General features: G+C 36.9%; 11 protein-coding genes. 7 read left to right on the top strand and 4 right to left on the bottom strand.

Features of this window, described 5'->3' with window-relative positions:
• Positions 1 to 38 precede the first annotated feature (38 nt).
• Positions 39 to 2,750 carry a PKD domain-containing protein gene (locus QM481_RS01365; RefSeq protein WP_283380359.1) on the top strand — a complete coding sequence of 904 codons (2,712 nt, stop codon included), beginning with the start codon at positions 39 to 41 and terminating at the stop codon, positions 2,748 to 2,750.
• A 94-nt stretch (positions 2,751 to 2,844) separates the two neighbouring features.
• Here the strand turns inward: QM481_RS01365 and QM481_RS01360 are convergent, their stop codons facing one another.
• Positions 2,845 to 3,540 carry a tetratricopeptide repeat protein gene (locus tag QM481_RS01360; RefSeq protein ID WP_166549534.1) on the bottom strand — a complete coding sequence of 232 codons (696 nt, stop codon included), beginning with the start codon at positions 3,538 to 3,540 and terminating at the stop codon, positions 2,845 to 2,847.
• Positions 3,537 to 4,133, bottom strand: coding sequence for an RNA polymerase sigma factor (locus tag QM481_RS01355; RefSeq protein ID WP_205690762.1), 597 nt, complete (start codon positions 4,131 to 4,133; stop codon positions 3,537 to 3,539). Before QM481_RS01355 ends, QM481_RS01360 begins: the two co-directional genes overlap by 4 nt.
• A 357-nt stretch (positions 4,134 to 4,490) precedes the next feature.
• Between QM481_RS01355 and QM481_RS01350 the strand changes: the two genes are divergently transcribed.
• From QM481_RS01350 to QM481_RS01340, 3 genes are all read left to right on the top strand, one after another.
• On the top strand, positions 4,491 to 4,850 hold the full coding sequence (locus QM481_RS01350) for a LytR/AlgR family response regulator transcription factor (RefSeq protein ID WP_166549533.1): 360 nt from the start codon (positions 4,491 to 4,493) through the stop codon (positions 4,848 to 4,850).
• Positions 4,851 to 5,291: 441 nt separating this feature from the next.
• Complete coding sequence (locus QM481_RS01345; RefSeq protein WP_283380358.1) at positions 5,292 to 6,065, top strand: hypothetical protein; 774 nt, start codon at positions 5,292 to 5,294, stop codon at positions 6,063 to 6,065.
• A 162-nt stretch (positions 6,066 to 6,227) separates the two neighbouring features.
• A complete protein-coding gene (locus QM481_RS01340; RefSeq protein ID WP_283380357.1) occupies positions 6,228 to 8,855 on the top strand; it encodes a CHAT domain-containing protein in 2,628 nt (875 codons plus the stop codon).
• A gap of 46 nt (positions 8,856 to 8,901) precedes the next feature.
• Here QM481_RS01340 and QM481_RS01335 read toward each other — a convergent pair whose 3' ends face one another.
• Together QM481_RS01335 and QM481_RS01330 are read right to left on the bottom strand one after the other, a co-directional pair.
• Positions 8,902 to 10,404: a choice-of-anchor I family protein gene (locus tag QM481_RS01335; protein ID WP_283380356.1), complete on the bottom strand. Its 1,503-nt coding sequence runs from the start codon at positions 10,402 to 10,404 to the stop codon at positions 8,902 to 8,904.
• Positions 10,405 to 10,726: 322 nt separating this feature from the next.
• Entirely contained in the window at positions 10,727 to 14,344 is a 3,618-nt protein-coding gene (locus tag QM481_RS01330) for a GMC family oxidoreductase N-terminal domain-containing protein (protein ID WP_283380355.1), read from the bottom strand.
• Between the two features lie 284 nt (positions 14,345 to 14,628).
• Here QM481_RS01330 and QM481_RS01325 point away from each other — a divergent pair, with 284 nt between their 5' ends.
• The 3 genes from QM481_RS01325 to QM481_RS01315 all read left to right on the top strand — a co-directional run bounded on the left by QM481_RS01325 (position 14,629) and on the right by QM481_RS01315 (position 20,264).
• Positions 14,629 to 15,426 carry a hypothetical protein gene (locus QM481_RS01325; protein WP_283380354.1) on the top strand — a complete coding sequence of 266 codons (798 nt, stop codon included), beginning with the start codon at positions 14,629 to 14,631 and terminating at the stop codon, positions 15,424 to 15,426.
• Positions 15,427 to 15,959: 533 nt separating this feature from the next.
• A complete protein-coding gene (locus QM481_RS01320) occupies positions 15,960 to 16,922 on the top strand; it encodes a YjiK family protein (RefSeq protein WP_283380353.1) in 963 nt (320 codons plus the stop codon).
• Positions 16,923 to 17,210: 288 nt separating this feature from the next.
• Entirely contained in the window at positions 17,211 to 20,264 is a 3,054-nt protein-coding gene (locus tag QM481_RS01315; RefSeq protein ID WP_283380352.1) for a PAS domain-containing hybrid sensor histidine kinase/response regulator, read from the top strand.
• The last annotated feature ends 172 nt before the right edge of the window (positions 20,265 to 20,436 follow it).

Below are 20,436 nucleotides of genomic sequence, written 5' to 3'. Positions count from 1 at the left end.
ACGTTGGGAGCAACGTCTCTATTTTTTCCTGAAATTTTATGAGAAAACTATTCATTTTCGGACTAGTCATTTTACTAGCCCTTACCGAAGGTTTTGCCCAAACTATTGCCAATTTTGAGGTTGGCGGGCAAATTCCTAGTTTTTATTATGGAAAAGATGCCAAAGTCGTAGATAATCCTGACAAGCAAATGAATACGACTAATAAGGTAGGTTACTATAAAAAGGAAGCAGGCAATTGGAAGTTTGTCAGTTTTACTTTTGGTAAAAAAATCAATACACAAACTAAGGATGTCTTAAGTCTATGGGTCAGAAGTTCGACCAAAGGACGTGTCTATCTCAAATTGTGGAATGGAAATACCGTGCTGACTGAAAATTGGGTCAATGAATATGCCTTTATGCCAAATCCTAATACTTGGACGCAAGGGAAATATGATTTGTCGAAGGTGCAAAATCAAGATTTTGACAGAATAGAATTAGCCTTATCTGTTGATAATGAGGCAGAAGCTGAGGCGTATTTTGACGAATTAAAGCTTTATAATAGTGCATCTCCCAACGATGAGCCAGTAATCATTTTATCGAAAGTAAACTCGAAAGTACAAGTCGGGCAGAGCATCGTATTTGATGCTTCTAAATCTTATGATGTAAATGCTTTACCGTTAAACTTCGTTTGGAGCTTTTCGGATGGAAGTCAGCTAAGTGGAAAACAAGTATCAAAAACCTTTAATAAATCAGGTAACTACCAAGCGCAATTGACGGTGACAAATACCCTTGGCTTGTTGGCTAAACAAACCCTACAGATTTATGCCATAGACCCTACACAGGCTTTGAGCGAACCTCGTTGGTTGAACACTGTTTTTGAAACAAATCAAAAAATAGAGGCAGAGTTAGTGTCTCTCAAAGATTACACAAATCCCTATAACCCTGATGAGGTCACAGTTGATGCGGTCGTTACTCGTCCCGATGGGAGCAAACAAACCATTCCTTGTTTTTATTGGATAAAAGGCTATTATCAAAATTCGCAATGGCGAGTAGATTCTACCCAGCAGGCTTGGCGATGGCGTTATGCTTCAAATCAACTCGGACAACATCAAGTGGTATTTACTATAAAAGATGCTCAGGGACAAAAAAGCTCTTCGTCATATTCCTTTACGGTGAAATCATCTTCGCAAAAAGGAATTATTCAAAGAGATAGCGACTCACGACAGCATTATCGCCATCAAACAGGTGAACCTTATTTTCCTTTAGGTATCAATGTAGCTTGGGATTCACAAACTAATTATTTTACCATATTTGAAAACCTAGCCAACGCAGGTGCCAACTTTGCTCGATACTGGCAGGTTCCTTTCAACCGTCAGGCTCTTGAATGGAAAAATGATGGGTACACGGGTGGTTTGGGCAAATACAGCCAACAAGCTGCTGCCATGCAAGATTCTATTTTGAACCATGCCGAAAAACGGGATATTCGTCTACAATTGACACTTTTACAGCATGGTATGTTTTCAGAAAATGTCAATTCTAATTGGAGCGATAATCCATACAATGTGGCATTGGGAGGTCCATTGAATAAAGCAGAGGAGTTTTTTTATAACGCTACCGCCAAGCAACAAATCAAGAAACTATTTCGCTACAATATTGCTCGTTGGGGATATTCGTCCAATGTATATGCTTGGGAATTGTTCAATGAGGTACAATTTACAGGAAATCATCCCAATCAGTCTGCCGCATGGAAAACTGGCGTATTGACTTGGCATGACGAAATGAGCCAATACATCAAGTCGATAGATCCATTTAATCATGTAGTAACCACCAGTGCCGACGACCAGCAATGTGCAGCCATGGATAGATTTGTGGGGCTCGACAATGTGCAATATCATTTGTATAACACCAATCTGTTACCAGTTCAAAATCAGCAAGATAAGCATTTCAAAGAAACTCTGACAAAAACAGGGATTATCAATGGAGAATATGGACTTGATGTAAATACTGCCGATGTGCCTTTTGATACTCAAAGAATTGCCATTTGGACAGGCATATTGTCAAGAGTTCCACATTTGATGTGGTTGTGGGATAATTACAAAACCGCTGATTGGGCGAACTTATTTGCTATTCCTGCCAAATTTTTACAAGGAAAAGATATAGTAAAAGAGAAGAATCTCAAAGATTGGAATCCTGTCATCAATACCAATAATTCGAGTTTGACTACATTAGGGTTAACCTCTGATAAAGGAGCTTATTTGATGGTTTATGATAACCAAAACAAGGAAAATATTTCAGGTGTAAAAATAGATTTGACCGCCTTGTCAGCAGGCATTTATGACCTTAAATTTTGGAATGTTTTGACTGGAGAAACAACTACTCAAAGTAATTTTAACTGTGTTTTGAGCGGAGGTTTATTGACTTTACCAACTTTCTCGAAAGCCATTGTAATAGAATTTGTTTTTAAAGAAAAAGTCACAATTACTGGTCTAGAAGGTGAAAAACAAGGTTTTATCAAAGCTTATCCTAATCCTTTTCAACAAGAAATTAATGTGGATATCATGTCAGCAGTAGGAGGAGAGGCACAATTGGTTTTTTGTAGTAGCGAAGGAAAAGAATTAGCACAAAAAAGCATAAGTATCAAAGCCAACCAAGAGCAAAAAATGGTTTGGGATATGGGTAATCAAAAGCTTAATGCGGGTACCTATATCCTAAAACTGCAAATTGGACAACAACAATGGAGTCAAAAACTATTGAAGAGTTCTAACTTCTGATATATGGAAGCTTAACAAAAAAGAGCCGTTGCATGCAACGGCTCGCTGAAAAAGATAGTTGTAATCCGTGTGATCGAAGATAGTAAATAGCCTTTTACCAGTTTTTCAACAACTCTTCTGCTTCTTGTTTTCCAAAAATATCTTCTTTGCTTTCTGTAATTTCAACTAAGATATTTTTAGCCTTTCCTTTCTGACCCATCTGCAATAAAGTAATAGCCTCGTAGAATTTTCCTTTATTGACTAGTAGCTCGTTATTCTTCGCAATTTCCTCAAAAATACTCAATGCGCTTGGATATTGCTTGAGTTGTAAATGACATAAGCCCTGATATTCAAGTGCTTGAGGATTGCCTCCAATCTGTTTGAATAACTCAAGTGCTTTTTCATAAGCGCCTTCATTGTAGCAATTTACTCCCTGCGAAAGCATATCGTTTTGATTAGACATCGAGGTGGGTAAAGTGCTCAAGTTTTCCTTTACATAAAGCTGGGCAAATTCTTCGGAGGTAGGTGCCTGATTGATGAAGAAAATACCTGCAATAATCATAACAACGGCTGCGGCGGCAACACTGACGAACTTGATAATTTGACCTCTTTGCTTTTGTTTAATCGTAAAATACAAAGCTTTAAGGCGTTCTTTTCGTTCTAAATCAGATAGGTGTCGCATTTGCAAATAGAAAGCCACGTCCTTAGCAAAAGAAGGGTCACTCTGGATTCGCTGGTTTGCGTGAGCATTTTCTTCTGTAGAAAGTCGGTTTTCACAAAAATCTTCAATGTATGCTAAATGATTGCTCATACTTGGGTTGAATTGTGTACTAAATCTTTAAGTTTTGACAGACATCTTTGGCGAGATGATTTTACTACATCGGTGCTATTATAGTCCAAGGTATCCATGATTTCGTCATCAGTAAATCCTTCGTTCCATAGCTTTAAAAGGTCTTGACATTTTTGCCCAATCAACGCTAATTTTTGATAAATCAATTGGATTTCGGACTGCTGGATTAACTTTTGAAGAATCGTTTGATTATCAGGGATAATTGCCGAAAAATCACTTAAATCTACGGCTTGATGCACAGATGCTTTATTAGTCGTGGTTTTTCGAAAATGGTCAACACATTTATTTGAAAAAATTTGAAAAATAAATGTTTTCAATTCCGAACGCTGCTCAAATCGCTGCTCTTTGATTTGTTTGATAGCCGCCAAAACGGTATCAGAGTACACACTGATTGCCTCATCTTGTGTTAGACGATGCTTTTTTACTCCTACATCAACAAGATAAATATATCGTTCGTAAAGAATGTTTTCGTACCGACGATTTTGTGAAGGGTTGTTTTGTAATCCTATCACAAGGTCTTGGTCGGATAACTTCTTAAATGAAAAAGAAATCATAGTTTATTCGGGTATGGCTCAACATACTATATGGTTAGTGTTTTGAACTTTGAAATTTAATCAAAATTCAGTACATGCTCTAAGTATTTTCATTCGATTATGTGAACGGTAAGAAGCCTATCTCTAATAAGTAAATTCTCCTAAGGATAAAGTAATGATTTGTTCTGTGTTAAAAACTTTTTTTAGAATATTATATCTTGATTATCAGTGTATTAGAAATATTTTTCTAGAAAAGTTTATTTTTTTTTACGCTTTATGTTTACCTCTTTTCATATCCCACGACTAATGTCTATGAAAACCAACACAAACACAAATAATCGTTACGAATCATCCTTGTCCATAAAAAATTATACGCTTATGAACCCAGATACCTCGACACACTCAAAACTGTATATTGATAGAAAAAAAGTTGCTATTAATTATTCAGACATTGTGTACCTAGAAGGAGATGAAAATTATACTATCATCTATCTCTCAAATGGTAAGAAAGTTTTGTGCGCACGTACATTGAAAGACATCACGAATCATATTCAATCTGGTGAGTTTTGCCGAATTCACCGCTCATATTGCATTAATCTTAACCATATCCGTAATTATAAACGCTCAGACCAAGAAGTAGAAATGACTAATGGACATCGTTTTGGAGTGGCAAGACGCAAAAAAACATTATTTGAAAAACAGGTTTCAGATTTCTGGAATTCTGAAGAAAATCATTGAAAATACAACAATTAAATTAGTGGTTAGGTAATCGTGTACATCCCTCAATTAATAATTGGGGGGTGTCTATTTAAGTATTAGTGCTGAATGATGAGTTTCGAATGTAAAAGTTTAATTATCAGTATCTTATATCTTTAATTGATTAGGTATTACTTTGCACAGTTACTTAAGTTAGCTGGCAAAATTAAAATAATTTTACTCGCATCAAGCTCTAGGCTAAAAGTTAAATAGTATTTCTCATGAAATAATTGAAGCTTTTTTGCCTAATGCCTACGGCTTACAGCCTAAAGCGTATTAATGCAATTTTATTTTGCATTAATACTTACATGTTAGAAAGGATTTTTGAATAAGTATTTGTATACCAAATCATAAAGTATTGCTTCTGTTTTTCCAGTTCTCATTTTAAATACTTTTTTGTAACTAATTCACCCTCTACTATACATGAAAACTCATACCATTAAGTTAACAATCATTATGCTATTCGCTTGGATAAGCTTCCAAGCAACAGGGCAAAGTTGCTGCCCAAGTTATATTCAAGACTATGTCGAAACTGCCACCTTTCCTTATGATGGCTTTGGTGTCGACAATGTACAGTCATTTTTAATCCCTTCTGGCGACAGAATCCCACCTAATATGGGAGCAGCCGCTGAAGCAAATGCCAAACGATTTTATAGTATTCTTAATCAATCTTATGTGTATGTAAAACCAGACCCTAAGAATGCAGTACAAATTGTTCAGAAAAATACTTTCTTGATTCCTAAATCACCTAATGCACAATTTTTCATGAAGTTTCAACAAGTAAAAACGTGGGGCTTCGACAGTAGATACAACACTTTTGTAGAGTTTAGTGCAGACGGTGGTCAAACTTGGACAACGAAGTTTATGGATTTGAGTTTGATGTTTATGGGAGAAGAAATCTGCATCGAATACCATATTAATTACAAGAGCATATTAGCGGCTTTTCAGAAAATAGACCCTAATATGACGCTGGAGAAATTGTTGGAAACACCACTTAATTATCGTTATAATTATGTGCCAAAAACCTCCACAGAAAAGAAAGAATATCTCAGAACACACCCTCATTTTGTGAAGCTTACTGCGGGTGCGTCTGTCAAAAATTTGAACTTCCTTCACCTACTTGTTGATGACGAAGATGGTACGGGTATTACTGGCGGAAGCACGGGTTCGGGCTCGCTGGCACCTCCTCCTCGTTAGTCATAAATTTGTGGTAACTATAATTTAATGTGTAATTTGAGTACTTGGTTATACTGACATTATTGTCGGTATAACCTTTTTTATTTATAGCTGTCGTATATCTCTTTAATCTTTGCTATCTTTCGAGATAACTCAATGGGTTATCAATTGAAAAAAGATTATATGAGCAAAATAGTACGTTTTTTAATAGCTTTTGTCAGTTTTCTTTGGCCTTACTTTACCTTTTCTGCAAATACACATTTGATTCAAGACGTTCAAGCATTTGAGCAAAATTTGAAAAAAACGTCGCTTAAAAATATTGAACAAGAGTTTTTATTTTTTAAAAAATCAGAAAAATATTTTGAACAATTAGAAAAACAGAAAAAGTATGAAGAGGCCTACAAACTATGTGTATTTAGAGCAAAACGCTGGGATAAATTAGGTTCTCTGCCTGATAAAGAATGGGCTTATGTTTGGTATATTCATGCTTTTTATCAGTGGTATTTTTTTCATGATATTCAGGCCACTCGCCGCCTAATTTTCCAAAAAAATAAAATTAGAGATTTTCAATTTGTTGATAAAAGTTGGACACTATACTCCCGCATTTTAGTGGAGGATGGTTCTTACCAAGAGGCTATTGAATGGTGTACAAAAGGTATCGATAAGGTCAATCCTAAAAGTGATATAGAAGTCTATTTAGGATTATTAACCAATTTGATGAATGCCAAAGTGAAGCTAAACGCTCCTATTGAAGAAATCACGGAAGTAGGAGAGAAGTTACGCAAAGCGAGTATCAACTACAAGGATAAGATGTTCTATTTCTATGTGTTTACCAATTTGGGTGAATACTATTACCGAAATCAAAACTTTGCAAAAGCCAGAGAATATTATTCGCAAGGGGTTGCCGTGCGATTGAAGTATAACTTAGAAAATTTAGAAGCAGATAACATGCTAGCTTCATGTTTTCAAAAGCAAGGTAATTATCAAGCCTCCACAAATCAGTATGATGAGCTTATTAAATTGTTTGAGAAAAATTCGTTCGTTGCTTATGAGAAAAGTAAATATTACCTACATCAAGCCGATAATTTCAGACAACAAAAGGAGCTTGACAAGTCGGAAATTTATATTCAAAAAGCTGCAAAAGCACTTGGCTACCAGTCTGTAGTAGATACGTATGAAGGCAAAAAATCAGAGCTTTTGTATTGGTTTGACTATCGTATTCGACTATCCTCAGAATATGGTAATCTGAAAAAAGTACAATATTTTCAGTTACAGGCCGATACGCTGATCGATCGTATGCGGAAGGAACATACAGAAATTAACTCTAAATTATTCTGGAGAGAAAACACCCATCATTTCTATGAAAAAGCAATTGAAGTTAGCTTTAAGTTGAAAGATGTAGAAAAAGCTTTTTACTTCATCGAAAAGAGTCGAGCTATTCTGTTACTCGATGCTTTGAAAGACCTAGAAGCCAATGGGCAATTACCTTTTGAAGTAAAGGCAAAGAAGCAAAAAATCCAGTTTGAGATAGAAGCTATGAAGGAGCAACTGTCCAAGCTGAATGCTAAAAGTCGGATTTATCAACAAATAAATCTCAAATTACTAGTCTCCAAAGACCAGTTAAATAACCTCATAGACTCAACCGAAAAAGCAAATCCCGCTTACCAAAAGCTGAAGTATAACCATCATTATATCTCGCTCGAAGAACTCCAAGAAAAGCTCAAAGATAATGACCAATCGTTTCTTGAATACTTTGTTGGTAACGAAGCAGTGTATGCTATTTCGGTAACATCTTCTCAGGTGAGGTTAAAAAAGATTGCACTCAAGTCATATCTTGATGCAGTAAATGTTTACCAAAAGCAATTATTGACTTGTAAGAACACCGCTACCAAAAAAGAGTTTAATCATCTGAAAAAGATTTCTTATGCCCTATACAAGCATATTTTCGAGCCTTTTCAATTACCTAAAGGGCGAGTAATCGTTTCACATGATAATTATTTCGTTTCGATGGCATCGCTACTGCCTGATTGGCGGGTTTCTGAATTTTTGATTAAGGATTATCGTTTTAGTTATGCGTATTCGGCGAATGTTTTTTTCAAAAACACTAATCGAGTAAATATTGGAAGAACGAAATTATTAGGAGTTGCCCCTGTCAATTTTGATGAAAAGCTAGGCGTTGCCAAACTCTATAATTCTGATCATACCCTTGAAAATATCGAAAAAAACTATTTTACAGGTAAACTTTTGACTTACCATAAAGCGTCAAAAGCAAACTTTAAAAAGGATATAGCCGACTACGATATAATCCAGTTATTTACCCATGGTAAAGCAGATTCAACAGAGTCGACAATTTATTTTCAAGATTCTGTTTTCAGTCTAAATGAACTCCAACGATTGCCACAATTGCAAGCTAATTTGGTGGTGCTATCGGCCTGTCAAACTAATATTGGAAAAAATGCTACGGGAGAAGGAGTTATGAGTTTTGCCAGAGGATTTGCTAATTTGGATGTGCCAAGTACGGTCTCAACTTTGTGGAGTGTAGATAATAATGCTACGTATCAAATCACGGAATTGTTCTATAAGTATCTTTCCGATGGTTACGAAAAAGATATTGCATTACAAAAAGCACAATTGGATTATCTCAGGAAACCATTAAATCCTAATTTACCATTTTATTGGAGTGGTATAGTCTTAATTGGAGATTCGGGAAAGGTGGTACTATTTTCAAAAATTTGGCAGTATACGATTATAGGAGTAGGTTGTTTGCTTTTTGGATTATTGGCTATTTTGGCATATAAAAAACTCTTTTAAAGTATGGATTGCGGGGAGTTAATCCCCGCAATCCATTATCTTAAAACTACATAATTGTCTTCGGTTGGAAAACTTTGATTACACCATCATTTTCGCTACTTACCACCAATAAACTCTTTTTGGTTGGACTATCTTTAGCAGGAATAAACATGACACCCTCTGGAGCATCACCAGTTTTAAGCAATTGTAAGAAAACAGGTGCTTTGGGATTAGTAATGTCATAAACTGCCACTGCATCCGAACGTTCCATGCCTACAAATACTACTTTTTTGTTACCGACCATTCCTGTTGCAATTCCTTCAGGTTCAACGCCTTTGTCGTCGCTTCTTGTGTCATCATAAAGACCAGCAGTGGCACATTGTGTATCTAATTCTTTCTTACTGTCAAAAATCAATGAGCCATCGTTACCATTCCAAACACTAAATGAGCGAGCACCAAACGAATATAATTCATCATAGTCGCCATCGCCATCGGTATCACCCAACGTTGATGTGATATTCAAACGACCTAATACAGGGTCAGTTTTAAGTGTAGTCGCATTTGGGAAAACAGTCGCATCCAATTTTGCTTTACCAATACGAAGTGTTTCTACAAAAGTGTCATATTCTCTAGCATCACCTTCGTTAGCTGTAAATAAATATGGAACACCACCAGCCTCATAAACGGCAATTGCATCGGGTTGGTACATGCCTTTTACAGGCCATTTTCCAAAAGCAATCGTATTGTCTTTATCGCTTGGATCGATTTCGTTGCCATCTACATTATAGCTTTTGAAACCTAATGGAAATACATTCGTAATGGTTTTTGAGGCAATACTGATTTTAGCAATAGCATTGTTTTCTTGTAAAGTTACCCAAGCGGTTTTTGAGTCACTCGAAACAGTAATATATTCTGGTTCAACATCTTTTGCCAAACTTGCATTCGGACCAAATACTCTAAAGCCTTTTGTCTTCAATGCGCTAAGTTGCCCTTCGTATCCTGCAAAATCTAAGGTTGTGACAGCATAGTTTTCATCTACTGAAATAATAGAAATACTGCCCACAGGGTCATTGCTATAACTTGCATTTGGTTCACCTTCGTTAGCTGACAAAATAAATTTGCCATCTGGCGAGAAAGTCACCATATCTGGCAACGCACCTACGGTAATCGATTTGATTTCTTTATAATCTGTTGTATTAAATACTACAATTTTGCCTGGCGCTTGCTTATCTGTTGACTCAATAGCTGCGGCTAATTTGCCGTTGCTCACACTTACGCTGTTTACAAAGCCACCATAAGGAGCAACAAGAATAGAAGAAATGACTTTGATATTGCTTGGGTCAGCAAAGTCCAAAACATCAATTTTATTAACAGCACTATTGTTTACAACGAACAAACGCTTTGTTTGAGGGTCGTAAGCTGAGATTTCTGCTGCGCCAGTTTCGCCAATATCGATTGAGCCTACTTCAGCAAAAGTGGCAGCATCTTCATTGACAAAAAAATCATTTTCAGTGGTAGTACAACTCGCTAAAGTTGCTGCGATAAGAATAGAAGTAAAAATCCTTTTCATCTTGAATAATTTAATTGTATGTACGTTTAAGAAACTTGGTTACAAAATTATTATCGCAGTTTTAGGAGAATTGTACTTAAGGATTAAGGCTATATTAGGATTGTATGCTTATTGTTAAGTAAATATTAGGGAAAGATGGGTAATATCGTGAAGAGAAAAGGAGGTTTGATTAGTATAAGGCTATTAATTTATTTAAAATGAAGGTATTACCTAGGTTGATGAGAATAGATATAAGTTTAATATTCATAAACAAAAAATCGGATTTGAGAGAAACCTAAGCTTCTCCCAAATCCGAAATCAAATATCCGCTATCCGAAATATTCTACTGGTGTTTGGCAAAAATCTTCTTGGCTGCCAAAGAAGCCATAGCCATAATGGTCAGTTGAGGGTTGACATTGATACTAGTAGGAAACACCGAAGCGTCGACTACATAAACATTGTCAAGTCCGACTACCCCAAAATTTTCATCAACTACTCTTTCATAAGCGTGTTGTTGACTCGCCATTTTATTACCCCCTTGTGGGTGTGCTGTACCCATAAAGAGGTCTGTCAATTGTAAAGGATAGGTTTCAAAATGCTGGATAAAATCATTTACTTCACTAGTATTTTGCAAGTTGAGTAAAATACCAGGTTTGGTAGGAATAATGACTTTTTGGGCTCCAGCAGCTTGACCTAGTTTAACCAGCGTAATGATTGCATATTTGATATTTTCGACATCTTTTTCACTCAAAGTCCAATCAAAAGCTTGTCCATTGAGGATGTTTGCTTTGGGCTGAATGCTTCCCATGGCATCCGAACCAATCAAGCCTCCAAAATTTAGAAGCTTGTCATAGTTTTTCATAAAATCGTCTCTTCGTTCAAAAACAAAAGGCATACAAGCTAACGCAAAGGCTGCAGGAGGATTGAAATAGGTCTCAAAAACGACCTTACTGTCAGGTTGTTCGCTATGACTGTATAAGGTAATTTGTTCTCCGTCAAATGCTTTGATAGGTTCGTCAAACTCAAAAGCTAACGGCATGCCAAAATTACAACTGATTTGTTGCCCAACCTGTGGGTTGTTGAGCTCACTGCGCATCAAAAAATGACTCGAGGCAATTACGCCACCTGCCACAATAACAGCCTTATTAACTTTCACGATACGAATAGCACCATTATCGGCACGTAAAAGTACAGAATTTGCTTTGGTGCCAGCTTCGTTTTTCTGTAAACGTAAGGCACTCCAATTAGCGATTACTTTCACGCCCCAAGCTTCTGACCACGGAATATAGGTTTCGAGCATCGAACGCTTACGTAACTTTTTGTTGCCCAAATTCCAGTTGCCATCGCCGATATTTTCTAAGTGGTTCACTTCCAGAACTTTTGGTTCTGTAAGTTTGGAAGCACCCAAAGGAGGGTTTTGATTATACCCCTCGACACCAGTCTTGAATTTGTCTGCAACAATTTCATTGATACCGAGCGGGTTCAATGGTTTTACGTTCAATTCACTTTTAATGGTAGGGTATTCATTGAAAATTTCCTCGACAGGAATACCGTAGGTTTCTTTCCAAATTTTAGCCACTGATTCAGGCATCTCAAAGCACACAGCATTGTTGCTAACAGTTGTACCACCCACACATTCGCCTTGAAGCATCGTCATGGTGAACTGATTGGTTTGTTGCAGACCACCTTCTTTGTAGATTTTCTTCATCATGTCAAACTCATTATCCTGAAAATCTTGACGTGGTTGTAAGCGGCTACCTCTTTCAACTACTACTATTTTACTAGCCGTTTCCCTCACTTTTTGCTCATCTATTTTCCCTGAAGCATCCGTAAATTCTTTTTGGATACATTCAACCAAACGATAGGCAGCACTAGCACCACCCGCTCCCGAACCGATAATGAGATAATCTACTTCTTCGGGCAAGTCCGCTTCATGCGTTGGCGTTGAAACCCTTGGTGCAGGAATTTTGAGGTCTTGAATTTGCTCATAATTATGGACATCATTAGGCGATTTGGGTAATGGCGCTACTTCACGATAAGGAGGATTAAATAAAGCCCCATTGCTTTGTAATCGGTCTCGTGTGTCGGCAGGCACATAACCAATCGAATGTCTGACATTGGCGTTGGTGTAAAAAGCAAACTGCGTCAAGGCATTTAATGAAAGCCCAATTTGATAGGCAAATTCTGAAATAATGGGAACGCTTGAGGATTTTCGTTGCCATTCATTTCTGAAAATATAATGATTCAAGAAATACCTTTGTTCGTCGCGATTCATAGACGAAAACGGAGGCTTCATGCCAAAAAGTGTATTGAAAACATGCTCTAATAGACTAAAAGGAACATTCAAAATACCTCGTTTTCTACCTCTTATCCCAGAGATATACCGGTCTATTGAGCTTGTAATCAAAGACAGGTTTTTTTCGTCTCCCAATAATTGATTTTGTTCTGCCCCTAAAGCCTGCACAAGCGCACGAATATTATCTGTTGCCGACGGGCTTAAGGTATTGATTCCACAATCAATTTTGTAATAAAGCTGACGTAGAAAAGCTAGTAATCCAGCAATGAGCAAAAATACACAAGCATAAAGCCCTAAATACCAGTCGATATGCTGAAATATGCCATATTGATTAATGATTTTGACATCAGCAAAAACAATCCATACTAATCCTAAAATAGCGCCAAGTACCATCGGAAAAATGATGAGATTGGTGAAATGTTGTCTTAGCGAAATTCTGTTGATCAACAAAAGACTAATAGCAGCCCACGATACAAAAAGCGTAATGGTATTGCCCAACATTGGGTCTGGAGCTGAGAAAATAAGTCCCCAGCCTTCGGTAGGATTTCCCCAAATGCGGAATGCCAACATACTCATTCCTATTAAAATACAGATAATAGTAAGTCCAGAGAAGACAATTTTTTGTAGTGTAAGAGGAATAGAAAAGTTTATCGGAATCTCTTTTATTGCTTGAAAATCGCCTCGGTTGGCACGGTACTTGACCATGACAAAGATGAAAATCGAGAGTAAACTTCCCTCTACAAAGGTAGAAGTAAGCAGGTAGTCACGGTAACTAATAGTGCTTGAAGGATTTAGGTAAAAAATAAGCGTATATAGCGTCGAAAATAAATGTCCAGCCACCAATACAATACAAACATAGTAGCGTAAAGCGATGTTATAAGCACCCAAAAAGGCAAGCATAATCATGAGCCATTCTTTGATATAAGTGTTCATTGACAAAGCCAGGTTGGCATTCCCCATATTAATCATGTATTGAAGGGAATCTGGCCATGGACTTGCCCCAAGCTGTCCTAAAGCTAAAACGCCCCAAAAACCTAAATAACCAAATCCCGCCAAGCGCAATAACCAAAAGCCAATATCTCTTTTGGGTTTTGCAATATTTTCTGTAGCCCAAGACTTTCCAAATAATTGATCAAATTGCTCTTTTGAAGCACCGTTGACAATAGGAGTGCCCCACAAAATACTTGCTACCAATCGAGCGACAAATAGGGTAAATATGGTCGTTACTTTGGATAAGGTAAGTATCGTAAATAAGATTTTACTAAAATGGTCAGGAAGCCAGAAGACAAATTTCTCAAAATGAAATACCCATGCTGGATGTGACGCTGTAGCATTTAACTCGTACTGATAGAGTTCGGCAACAAAGTAACCGAAGAAAACGATACTCCATGAGAACCAAGAACTAGCTTTTCGTAAAACAAATAACAAAGGTGATGTGGTAAAGATAATGATGCTTCCGATTAACCAAAACGATGATAGTTTGAAGCCCAGAACTGTAATTTTTTCGAATGTTATCCAATCTAAGCGATTGAATAACGTTACTAAAGTAGCAACCAAAATCGTTTGAACCACAGCAACGCTTCCTAGGCTTTTCCAAGTTGGTGTATTGTCGAGTGAATCAGGACGTAGGTATCCCTTTAGGGTAAAGAGAGAGGGAAGTTTCATAGTAGTGTTTTAAAGTATATCGTATAGATTGATGGTTGAAATAAAACAAGAACTGTATTGATACTCCAAAGGAGTGGTAAGCAAACTTTAATGATGAAAGCACTATATTTTTGATTATCAACAAAAATATACAATTTGCGCCTGTAATAAGTACTTTTTCAAGGCAAACCGTAATTATTAATAAGAACTTTTGAGTAAAAGGCATGAACCCGTAAAATGCCATACTTAGTTATATCTTTTAAAACTGGTGGATTCTTTTCGACCACTTAACACATGTGATTATAATGAAAAAACTTTTCCTAGCAGCCCATTTGGCAGTATTGTCTATTACTCAACCTATATTTGCCTTCAACACCGTAGTTCAAGCGACAAATGATAAACCAACGAAAGTAACTTTTCATGGCGTATATAAAATTCCAGATCATGAAATTTATACTATTGTAAAAGGTATTCGTACACCTATCAAGGAAAGCGCTGAAATCCTGATTGAACCTAATAGTAGCATCGTGTTACGTGTGATTGATCTCAAAACCAATCAGATTGTTGCCAGAGAAAAAATCATGTATATGAATTTGGCTACAGACCTTATTTTTGAGTCATTACAAGGTGAAAACGTTTTGTATAAACGTAAAGCATCAACAGGGGCAAGTACTGTTACGGAAAAAGTAGTTGCAACTCCTAAGCCAGCATCAGCTCCAGCACCTACTGCTTTAAAGACAGAGAGTGCTCGTCCATTCGTAAAACCTAAACCAGGTACTTTTCCAGAAAAAGACGGAATTCGTTCAGCAAAGGGAATTACTGATGAAAAAGTACCCACTACAAAGACAACTAGTGCTACCAAAGCGGTAGAAAATTCTGCTGTTTCAGCACCTAAGCTAACTAGCACAGCAGCTAATGCCACCGAAGGTGAAAAGCTTGACCCAAGAGCTACTTTGACAAAAGTAAATTTACCTAAACCCAAAGAAGAACCTATCTCTAAGGTAGGAAGCCTTGGTGCAATTAATGCCAAGCCAATTATTATTAAAAAAGCGACAACAAAACCTGCATCAACTACCAATACGAAGACAAAAGCGAAACAGTAATATGTCAGTTTTGGGCAAAGATCTTCAGAGACTAAATTTTTCATCAGCTTTGTAAGGCTGATCATTTGCTAAAAGCGAATAATTTCTTGTACAATTAAGTGAGTGGGCAAAATAAAAATAATTTTACCCGTATTAAGCACTAGGCTTTATGTTGTAGGCTAAAAGTTGAAAAGAATTTCTCATGAAATCATTAAGCTTTTTTGCCTAATGCCTACGGCTTACTGCTTAAAGCGTTGTAGGTGTGAAAGATTACAAATGGTTTTGTCTTCTCTTACACCTACAGCGCTTTTACAAGTAGTAATACTATAATTGCAGTTTTCTAAATTTTATTCTACAAAATCTCTTAAGTTTTTGATAAACAGGGCTTTATGTCTTTGTTTTGTTGTCTTCTTCACTACGCTCTCATTTGATTTCTCCCCGCTTAATCAGCTTACTAGCCACAACTCAAGAATTCTAATTATCTTTAGTGATATTTTTTGTCGTTGATGTCTGTATTTTGACGCTTAGCCATTAGTAAACTATTAGTTATACCCATGAGAAGTCGTTTTTTTTTACCAATAATGTTTGTTGTAGCCTTAATCTCCTGCGAAGAAAAAAAGCATCGTGAGGTTCAGTTACCCATCAGTGATTCATCTTTATTTGTAAATACACCGATTAAATATTGGGTCGAAAATCAAGCAATTGACGAGGCTTCAGGTATTGCCGCATCTTATCTGAATCCACATAAATTTTGGGTTCATAACGATAGTGGTGGCGACAATGTATTGTTTTTGATAGATGACAAAGGGCATGGCTTTCAGCAAGTTCACCTCGAAGGTATCAAAAATCGTGATTGGGAAGATATAGCTGTTGTCAAACATGGTGGTTCTTCCGAGATTTATATCGCCGACACTGGTGATAATTTTAAATGGCATTCTACAAAGTTTATTTACCGATTCAAAGAACCTAGTATGGGCGAAAAGTCCGACATGACCATCAGTCATATCGAGACGATCGAATTTGAATACCCCGACGGTAGAAAAGATGCAGAATGTTTATTAATTGATCCAGTTTCAAAAGACATTTTTATTATTTCAAACCGAGAAGCTGAAAAGCATATTTACCGCCTCAAATATCCACAGTCTACCCAAAAAGTAAACACTGCGGAGTTCGTAGGTATTTTGAATGCTTCAAAGGAAAAGCCTACAGATGATAAAGCGTCACGCCAAGATTTATATGTTACGTCTGGGACTATTTCAAATAAAGGAGATGAGATTTTGGTAAAAAACTATAAAAATATTTTCTACTGGAAAAAACTTCCCAACGAATCAATTGCCCAAGCACTTCAACATTCTGCTATCGTTTTACCATATGAAGTAGAGTCACAAGGGGAGGCGGTTAGCTTTTCTCAAGATTTAACGGAATACTACACTATCACCGAAAAAGGGCATCGTAGTAACACCGTTTACCTTTCATGTTACAAACGTAAAAATAGACTACATTCAGAATCTTTTTAAGAGAATATTCAACTCGTTTATCACTAAACTGAGGATGATTGTTGTATTGTAGGGTTAATCGTCAAAAATGATTTTTTGTTACCAAATGGTAAATTTCATTTGGTATGATTTTTGCGGCACTTTTATCAATTCTCAACTTCTTTTAAGGCGTAATTATCGCCTTGGAAATGAGAGAGTTATAGCCTAGCCTTACTATTATGATTCTCTTTGCCGTCATTTATATAGACACATACAAGCAGCTTCATATAGTAACTTCCGACCATTAAGATTATTTGTGGACAGTTGCTTATGCAAAATCTGGTAAATCATATATTTGAAGATACATTTGTAGGATATTGGCTTTGGGACGCAAGCACAAATCTGAACTCATGTAATCCAACATTTCTCAATCTTCTGGCATACCCCGAGGCAGAATTTAACGCTTCGGAGGTTTTTTGGCGTGATTACCTGTCTGCTTCGGATTTATTTGATTTTCAAAACGCATTCGAAGAACTTTCTCAAGCGCTTGAACCACGTAATTTTTCGTTTAAATGGCGCATGAAGTTGCCAAATCATGAAGTTCGATATGTTCGTGCGGGATTTAGAAATCTTCTCAATGACTTTTCGATCGAAGCGGTAGTGGGTAGTTTTATCGACATTACAGAAGAAACGCTCCAATTATTAGATGTTCAAAAAGAAGAAAAACTCTATCAACAAACTTCGCAATTAGGAAAGAGTGGCGCTTGGGAATTTGATTTTGCCAAAAATTGGTTTTATCTCAACAAGCCAGCTCAAAAGATTTTGCACCAACAATCGGCTTGCGCGGATTGGGAGGTGCTTCAAAGTGTTTTTGCTCACAAAGAAGATTTTCTTTCTTTTGAGAGAAATATCAAAGCTTTGTCGCCCTCACAAAATACATTCTTGTTGGAGTTTGAAGTGAATAAAAGCCTCGGAATTGGACGCTGGTTTAGAATTATTGCAGAGTCGAAAAGTACTACCATTACTTCAACAAAAGTTTTTGGTGTAATTCAAGATATTACCGATTTTAAATTGTTTGACGAACGTCTCAACGTAATTTTTGAGCGCTCAACCGACGCACATTTGGTATTTGACGAAAGCGGTATCATTGATTGTAATGCAGCAGCGGTTGAAATGCTTGGGTGTAATGATAAGGTAACTCTATTGAGATACCATCCAGCTCATTTTTCCCCTGATTTCCAACCTGATGGGATGACTTCTTTCGAAAAGTCGAAAAAAATGGATGCCTTGGCACGTCAAAATGGGTATCACCGATTTGAATGGCTTCACAAGCGTCTAGATGGCACGACTTTTTTGGCGGAGGTAACGCTCAACCCTATTCGATTAAATCAGAAAGATGCGCTTTTGGTGGTTTGGCATGATATTACAGAAAGAAAAAAAGCGGAAGCAAAACTAGCCAATACCCAACTTTTACTCGCCGAAACTCAAGTGCTGACTCACTCGGCAAGTTGGGTACTCGATTTGTCAACTTATACCAATACTTATTCGTCGGCGGCCTGTGAAATATTTGAAATTGAAAATGTGTCAAGTTTTCCTCAAATCAATCCGCTTGATTGGATAGATGAAAGTGCAAAGACTCGATACCAAAATTTATTAGAACAGGCTATCCAAAACCAAGAAGAGTTTGAGATAGAGCTATTGCTTAATCTTAACAATGGTAAAAAGAAAGTAATCCGAAAAATTGGAAAGCCGACTGTTTCAGAAAGTGGGAAGATAGATAAAATTATTGGGGCTATTTTGGACATTACTCAAGAAAGAAAAGACCAAGAAGCCATTTTAGTGAAGCAAGAGCAGTTTGCCAACTTTATTACCAATACACCTGCTGCCGTAGCGATATTTGACACCAAAATGAATTATATCGCCTATAGCCAGCACTGGATTGACTCTTTGTTGATTCAAGAACAAGATTTGGTAGGGCAAAATCATTATGAGATTTTTCCAAATATGCCTCAAAAATGGAAAGCTATTAATGATTTGTGTTTAAAAGGTGAGATACATCATTCTAAAAGCGATATCTATACACGTGCAGATGGGAAACAGGAATGGTTATGTTGGGATGCTCGTCCGTGGTACTTGGATTCAGGTGAAATCGGAGGAATCATCATTTGTCTTGATGTGATTACCGACCAAATTGAAGCCAAAAATACCCTTATTCTCGCCAAAGAGGAGGCCGAACAAGCAGCAGTTGCCAAAACACAGTTTTTGTCAACCATGAGCCACGAGATTCGCACACCGATGAATGCTGTGATTGGTATCACGCATTTATTGATGCAAAATGCCCGTGAAGACCAAGCTGAATATTTGAAAATTTTGAAGTTTTCTGCCGAAAATTTATTGGTATTAATCAACGATATTCTTGATTTTAATAAAATAGAAGCAGGGAAAATTACTTTTGAAGAGGTAGATTTTAGTCTGAAAGACTTATTGGGCAATATCCGAGCCGCTCTATTGCAGAAGGCTATTGATAAAGGAATTCAGTTGAAATTGATGATGGACGATGATCTTCCTGATGCGGTAAAGGGTGATTCGGTAAGAATAGGTCAAATTCTGACCAACCTTGTTTCCAACGCAGTGAAGTTTACGGATTACGGACGAGTTACCATTTCGGCATCAATTCTTAAAAAAGATGCAGATGCCACGACGGTGACTTTTGAGGTAAAAGATACAGGAATTGGCATACCTCAAGACAAATGGGATTCTATTTTTGACAGTTTTACGCAGGCCAGTTCAGAAACTACCCGAAAATACGGTGGTACTGGATTAGGGCTGACCATTACGAAGCGATTATTGGAGTTACAAGGTAGTAAAATCCAATTAGAAAGTGCTCCAGGGGAAGGTTCAATATTTTACTTTGACCTTCGTTTGAAGAATAGTTCATTCCAATTTAAAAAACGTACTGAACCTGATATGACAAGTCAAAAACACCCAAGTTTGAAAGGACTTAAATTATTAATTGCCGATGACAATAGAATAAACATCATTGTGGCACAACAATTCTTTAAGCGATGGGATATTGAAAGCGATGTGGCCGAAAATGGCGTACTCGCTGTTCAAATGGTACAGCAATCTGACTATGATATGGTCTTGATGGATTTACAGATGCCTGAAATGGATGGATATGAGGCTACACAAAGTATTAGATCGTTGAGTAACGATAGATTTGCTCAGATTCCAATCATTGCATTGACAGCTTCAGCCATGCTTGATATTAAAGATAAAGCATTTTCAGTGGGGATGAATGATTATATTTCAAAGCCCTTTAATCCTGACGAACTCTATCGAAAAATTGCTTTGTATAAAAAAGAAAGTACTCAGGAGGTGTAAAAAGCTATTCATTTGAATGAAAATACCTTTGATTTAAGTACAAATTTCGTGAATGTTGATTGAGTGAGGAGTGATTATGTGAAAATTCGTATTCCAGCAGTAGAGACGCAATGATTGCGTCTCAAGCCAAGTTATATCTAGCATAGGAGCATCAAAAAAGCGGTCGAAAATA

The organism is Flectobacillus rivi, assembly GCF_030056655.1.
GTDB classification, from domain to species: Bacteria; Bacteroidota; Bacteroidia; order Cytophagales; family Spirosomataceae; genus Flectobacillus; species Flectobacillus rivi.
Note: the sequence above shows the minus strand (reverse complement) of the source record. Positions and strands in the feature narration are given on the sequence as shown.

Coding starts and splice junctions, on each gene's coding strand:
- QM481_RS01365 (WP_283380359.1), top strand. CDS start 39: ATGAGAAAACTATTCATTTTCGGACTAGTCATTTTACTAGCCCTTACC.
- QM481_RS01360 (WP_166549534.1), bottom strand. CDS start 3,540: ATGAGCAATCATTTAGCATACATTGAAGATTTTTGTGAAAACCGACTT.
- QM481_RS01355 (WP_205690762.1), bottom strand. CDS start 4,133: ATGATTTCTTTTTCATTTAAGAAGTTATCCGACCAAGACCTTGTGATA.
- QM481_RS01350 (WP_166549533.1), top strand. CDS start 4,491: ATGAACCCAGATACCTCGACACACTCAAAACTGTATATTGATAGAAAA.
- QM481_RS01345 (WP_283380358.1), top strand. CDS start 5,292: ATGAAAACTCATACCATTAAGTTAACAATCATTATGCTATTCGCTTGG.
- QM481_RS01340 (WP_283380357.1), top strand. CDS start 6,228: ATGAGCAAAATAGTACGTTTTTTAATAGCTTTTGTCAGTTTTCTTTGG.
- QM481_RS01335 (WP_283380356.1), bottom strand. CDS start 10,404: ATGAAAAGGATTTTTACTTCTATTCTTATCGCAGCAACTTTAGCGAGT.
- QM481_RS01330 (WP_283380355.1), bottom strand. CDS start 14,344: ATGAAACTTCCCTCTCTCTTTACCCTAAAGGGATACCTACGTCCTGAT.
- QM481_RS01325 (WP_283380354.1), top strand. CDS start 14,629: ATGAAAAAACTTTTCCTAGCAGCCCATTTGGCAGTATTGTCTATTACT.
- QM481_RS01320 (WP_283380353.1), top strand. CDS start 15,960: ATGAGAAGTCGTTTTTTTTTACCAATAATGTTTGTTGTAGCCTTAATC.
- QM481_RS01315 (WP_283380352.1), top strand. CDS start 17,211: ATGCAAAATCTGGTAAATCATATATTTGAAGATACATTTGTAGGATAT.